Source organism: Limnobacter sp. (assembly GCF_964228395.1).
Lineage (GTDB): Bacteria > Pseudomonadota > Gammaproteobacteria > Burkholderiales > Burkholderiaceae_B > Limnobacter.
On the sequence record NZ_CAXQZX010000093.1, the window covers coordinates 1 to 5,607 of the forward strand.

Genomic DNA, 5,607 nt, shown 5'->3' on the forward strand with positions numbered 1-5,607 from the left:
TTTCAAGCGCGGCACGCGCAATGTGACCACGGGTGGTGCCACGGGTCATGCCCACCAGTGTGCCTCGGGCATAGGGGTCCCAATGGGGCGCCCCCAAGCCAGCAAACGCCGGCACCAGCACCACGCCATCGGTGCTGGGCACACTGGCGGCCAGCGCTTGCACATCGCTGGATTTTTCAATCAGGCCCAAGCCATCGCGCAGCCACTGCACCACCGCACCACCCATGAACACACTGCCTTCCAGCATGTAATGGGTTTGCTGTGCACGGCGCCAACCGATGGTGGTCAGCAGCTTGTTGTGGCTCTCTACGACCTGTTGCCCCGTGTTGAGCAGCATGAAGCAGCCAGTGCCATACGTATTTTTTGCTTCGCCTGGTTTAAAGCATGTTTGCCCGAAGGTGGCTGCCTGCTGGTCCCCGGCCACGCCGGCAATGGGTATGGCTGCACCCAACACCGCTGCGTCGCAATGCCCCATCACCACGCTGGAATCATGGACCTGTGGCAACATGCTGGCAGGCACCTCAAAAAGACCCAGCAAATCAGCGTCCCACTGACTGGTGTGAATATTCAGCAACATGGTGCGCGAGGCATTGCTCACATCGGTGGCATGCACAGCACCGCCAGTGAGTTTCCAAATCAGCCAGGCGTCCACCGTGCCAAAAGCCAAATCACCGCGATCTGCAAGGGTTTTGGCGCCATCCACATGGTTCAATATCCAATTAACCTTGGTGGCAGAAAAATACGAATCCAGCTCAAGCCCGGTTAGTTTGCGAATTTCAGCCGCTTTGCCCTGCCCGCGCAGCTTGTCGCAATAGGCCGCGGTGCGGCGGTCCTGCCACACGATGGCGTTGTAAACGGGCTCGCCGGTTTTGCGGTTCCACACCACGGTGGTTTCGCGCTGGTTGGTGATGCCAATGCCTGCAATATCTTTTGCAGCCAGCCCCGCTTTTGCGATCGCTTCCCGCGCGCAGCTCAACTGCGTATTCCAAATGTCCATGGGGCGGTGCTCCACCCAGCCCGGTTTTGGAAACACCTGCTCGAATTCTTGTTGTGCGCAGGCCAGCACCTTGGCATGCGCGTCAAACACAATAGCGCGCGAGCTGGTAGTGCCTTGGTCCAGCGCAAGTATGTAAGGCATATTGCGTCTCCTGAAATATTGTTATTGTGCTTGGGCCTGGTTGCTCAGGCCTTCGATTGCCGTGCGCCGGTCTGGTTCCAGCTTTGCACATGCCTGCCCAGAAATTTCTGCAAGCCATCTTCTTCAAACCGCTGAACACTCCACAGCTTTCCATCCAGCGCCGCAGGCTGCAACCACAGGTAGGTTTGAACCTTCAAATCCTGGCCATCGACTTGTACGCTGATGGTTTGCCGCTGATACTCGGGCCCCTCAAAAGCATCCAGCCTGCTCAAGTCGTCGGCTGCCACGTTCAGCCACACCAAACCTTTTACTTCGCTGTCGGCCTGGACCACCATGGCCGGGTAGGTTTCGCCAGGCACCGCATAGCGGGCATGGCCACGGGCCACAGCATTTTTGCAGGCATAGGTGCCCTGCACCACCTGCCCCCACACGGGCAAGTACATCAACGACCCATACACAAACACGTGCTGAGGCTCTTGCTCAAAATTCAAGCCCATGCGATGTTACCTTTTCACACAAAAAATTGAATCACAATCGGTGAGGATTAGATGCAATCCTCCAGCCGCACAACAACAAGGAGACGATGTGAGCAACACCCTTGAGCTTTTCAATTTACAAGATAAGATCGCCCTGGTCACTGGGGCCACGCGTGGAATTGGCCTGGCCTGTGCAGAATTGCTGGCCAGCCAGGGGGCGACAGTGATCATTTCCAGCCGCAAACAGGAAAGTTGCGAGCAAGTGGCCGCCCAGTTGCAAGCCAGTGGCCTTAAGGCTGTGCCCATGGCCTGCCATTTGGGTGAGCTCGATCAAATTGAGGCCCTGTACAGGCAAATTGAAGAACGCTTTGGCCGGCTGGATGTGTTGGTCAATAACGGGGCCACAAACCCTCACTTCGGCCCAATTTACGACACTGATGTAGCCGCCTTTCAAAAAACGGTGGATGTAAATATTCGTGGATACTTTTTTATGAGCAGCTTGGGCAGCAAGCTGATGGCCAAAAATGGTGGGGGTAGCATTATCAACGTGGCCTCGGTCAATGGTGTTATTCCCGGTTTGTACCAAGGCATTTATTCCATCACCAAAGCAGCGGTGATCTCGATGACCAAAGCGTTTGCAAAAGAGTGCGCACCCATGAAGGTGCGGGTCAACGCACTGCTGCCGGGCGCCACCGACACCAAGTTTGCGTCGGCTTTGGTTCACAACGACGCCATACGCAGCGCCCTGCTTCAACACGTGCCCATGAACCGTGTGGCCCAACCCAGCGAAATGGCAGGCACCGTGTTGTACCTCGCATCGAATGCGTCAAGCTACACCACGGGTGCGTGCATTAACGTGGACGGGGGCTACCTCACGGTGTAACGGGGTTTGCAATCACGTGGTCGGCATGCCTGAAGTTTTTGGCCATGCGCAAATAGGTGTAGCTGAAACCCGGGAACATTGCCACCACGTGCCCACTTTTGCTTTTGTACCAACTGCTACACCCACCTTTTTTCCACACGGTTTTTTCCATTTCGCTGTGGATGTGGGTGGTGTGCCTGGCTTCGGCGTGTGGCTTCACCTCAATGTGTGTGGCCCCTTGTTTTTGTACCTCTGCAATGGCGCGCATGATGTAGTGCATTTGCGCCTCAATCACAAAAATGGCTGAGGTGTGGCCAATGCCTGTGTTGGGGCCAGTCACAATAAACAGGTTCGGAAAATCGGGCACGCTGGTGCCCAGGTAGGCCCGTGGAAATTCAGCCCACACGTCTGCCAGTTTTTTGCCGGCACGCCCAAGCACGGGGTAAGAAATCACACCATCAGTGGCATCGTAGCCTGTGGAATACACAATGCAATCCAAATCCACTTGGGTTCCGCCCAAGGTTTGTATGCCATTGGAATTAATTTCTGCAATGCCGTCGGCTTTGTCATGCAAGGTGACATTGCTTCGGCAATAGGCCGGGTAAAGCGTGTTGCTCAAAATAATGCGCTTGCAGCCAATGGTGAAGTCTGGGGTTACTTTCTTGCGCAGTTCCGGGTCTTTAATCTGCCTGCGAATGTGATGCCGGGCCTCGCGCTCAGCAATTTGCTTGAGCGCGAATTCAGAATACTTAAAGCCCACCACGCGGCTCTCCAGGCCCCAATAAATGGCCGAGCGTGCAAGTTTGCGAATGGGGTTGATTTTTAACAGGGCCCGCTGCCAGGGCTTGAATACCCTATCGGGTCGGGGCAGCACCCAGTGGGGCGAGCGTTGAAACACATGCAAATGCCCCACATCAGGCGCAATGGCCGGAATCACCTGCGCCGCACTGGCACCACTGCCGATGATGGCCACACGTTTGCCTTTGTAGTCATAACTTTGGTCCCAGGCATTGGTGTGGAAAGTCACGCCTTCGAAGGTGTCTCTGCCCTTGAAGTTGGGAATCACTGGGGTGCTCAGTGGCCCCGATGCGTTAATGACAAACTTGGCCAGGTACTCTGCCCCGTCGTCGATTTGAACATGCCACAGTCGGCGATCATCCAGCCATGAGATTTGCCTCACATTGCTGCGCACGCGTGTTTTTTCACGCAGACCGTGCTTTTCAATCACATGCTGGGTGTAGCGCTGCAGTTCATCGCCTTCAGCGAACATCTGGCTCCAGTCATATGGCTCTGACTCAATCGAATACAACAGCGATTGCACATCCACTGCAGCACCTGGGTAAGCATTTTGGCACCAAGTGCCACCCATGAAATCCCGCCGCTCCAAAATCAAAAAGTCTTCAATGCCGCGTTTTTTCAAATTGATGGCTGCACATTGGCCCCCAAAGCCGCTGCCGATGATGATCACTTGGTGTTGTTGCATGAAACGATTCCCTCAAACCCAGTGGGGTGTGGCCTTAAACAGCGCACAATTTATATCTGACAATTATTATTGTCAATTACAAATGCTGACTCACCTACTGCTTTTGAACTTTCGTCACCTGTTCAAGGGATACCCTCAATTGGGGGGCATTCGACCCCCTTAATCAAGCCTTTGCCCCCGCGCCATTGCCACCACAATAAATCGGTAAATCACGATGGGAAAAGGAGAATTCATGGCAGCCCCGCAAGCAATCATCACCGCGCTGGAAGGCGACGTTCAAGTCATCCGCGACGGTCAACCCCTTAACATTCAAGCTGGCGACTTTTTGTTGCCCGGCGATCAGGTGCAAACCGGTGAAAACGGACGCCTCGGCCTGGAGTTCCCCGGCCTGGAAGGCCAAAAGCCCGCCGCTGGTGTGATGACCGCAAACGGCAAAATCACCCTGGGCGAACAAGCGGGAGTCAATGGTCCGCAACTGGTGGTGATGGAAGATGTAGAGTGCTTTGAGTTCACCACCGAGGTGGCAGAAAACTCTGCGGCCGTGGAAGGCTCTGGCATGTCTGGCCTGTTTGGTGCAGGCATGTTGGGCGCAGGCGGCTCCAGCGTAGCCGGCCTGGGCGCATTGGCAGCGGGTGCGTTTTTGGGCGGTAGCGACAGTGGCGGCGATGCGGGTGGCGCAAGCAGTACCAGCCGCGCAGGCGGTGGCTCCAATTTGGGAACGGGCGAATTTTCCAGCAGTGACAGCCCTCAAAGCCTGGAAGAATTCAGGGACGAAAACCTGACCCAGGAAAACCTTGAAGACAGCGTGATCAACCCTGTTCAAGAGGCTGTGCAAAACAGCGCCGACAACCCGCAAAGCACCCCCGACAATGTGGCCACCGCCGGCGGCGACGTGGGCATGGCGGGTGCCGAGAATGTGCACGATTTGCTGGTGGCCTCTACGGGTGAAGGCACACCACAGGCCACTGTGGTGGACCAACTGGTGCAAGGCGCGGAAGGCACCCCCTTGGGCGAACCTTTGTCGCCAGTCACCAACCCTGTTCAAGAAGTTGTAAACACCGACATGGGCCTGGATACGCTGATTAGCACCATGCAGGCCGCTGGCATTGAAGGCGAAAATCTGGTGAACGATGGCTTGGTGAGCGCAGTGGTGGATGTGGCAGATGCTGCAGCCACGCCTGTGACCAACCAAGTGGAGCCTTTGGGCGAAGTGATTGACCAATTGCACCCGGTGGCCAGCGAAGTGGATGCCGCTATTGATGGTGTATTGACAAGCCTTGAATCGGCCTTGGGCAGCTCACCGGTGGGTGAGGCCTCCCCAGGCGGAGAGCCCAGCCTGGCCGATCTGGCCGAAGGCATTTTGGGCGGAGCCGACACGCTGCAAAATGCACTAAATGGCGCGGGTGGGGGTGGAGGCGGTGCCGATATGCCCGAGGGCGATTTGATTGGCACCGTGAGCAGCGGTATTTCGTCGGGCGCAGATGCCTTGGCCGATCAAGCTGGCGGCGCTGGTTTGCCCACGGACGTGCCGAGCATTTAACAGATTCTCCCCGAATCCCTCAACGCCCATGCTGCGAGCCTCTCTACCGTTCGCCTCTTGCACGGTCGATTCTCCCGGCTTTGCCCTTTGCATGGGCAAAGCTTCGAA

General features: G+C 56.2%; 5 protein-coding genes. 2 read left to right on the plus strand and 3 right to left on the minus strand.

Translation table 11 applies throughout. The features are described 5' to 3' along the window. Both ACEQU8_RS07580 and ACEQU8_RS07585 read right to left on the minus strand, forming a co-directional pair. Positions 1-1,138 (minus strand): FGGY family carbohydrate kinase (locus tag ACEQU8_RS07580; RefSeq protein ID WP_370262687.1); only part of this gene is annotated, 1,138 nt, incomplete at its 3' end. 44 nt (positions 1,139-1,182) lie between these two features. Beyond that, complete coding sequence (locus ACEQU8_RS07585; RefSeq protein WP_370262688.1) at positions 1,183-1,635, minus strand: gamma-glutamylcyclotransferase family protein; 453 nt, start codon at positions 1,633-1,635, stop codon at positions 1,183-1,185. Between the two features lie 88 nt (positions 1,636-1,723). Between ACEQU8_RS07585 and ACEQU8_RS07590 the strand changes: the two genes are divergently transcribed. Then, positions 1,724-2,497, plus strand: a complete 774-nt coding sequence (locus ACEQU8_RS07590) for an SDR family oxidoreductase (protein ID WP_370262689.1) — start codon at positions 1,724-1,726, stop codon at positions 2,495-2,497. Here ACEQU8_RS07590 and ACEQU8_RS07595 read toward each other — a convergent pair. After that, on the minus strand, positions 2,487-3,959 hold the full coding sequence (locus ACEQU8_RS07595; protein WP_370262690.1) for a flavin-containing monooxygenase: 1,473 nt from the start codon (positions 3,957-3,959) through the stop codon (positions 2,487-2,489). The genes ACEQU8_RS07590 and ACEQU8_RS07595 overlap by 11 nt on opposite strands. Positions 3,960-4,191: 232 nt before the next feature. Here ACEQU8_RS07595 and ACEQU8_RS07600 point away from each other — a divergent pair, with 232 nt between their 5' ends. Beyond that, a complete protein-coding gene (locus ACEQU8_RS07600; protein WP_370262692.1) occupies positions 4,192-5,499 on the plus strand; it encodes a hypothetical protein in 1,308 nt (435 codons plus the stop codon). Positions 5,500-5,607 lie beyond the last annotated feature (108 nt).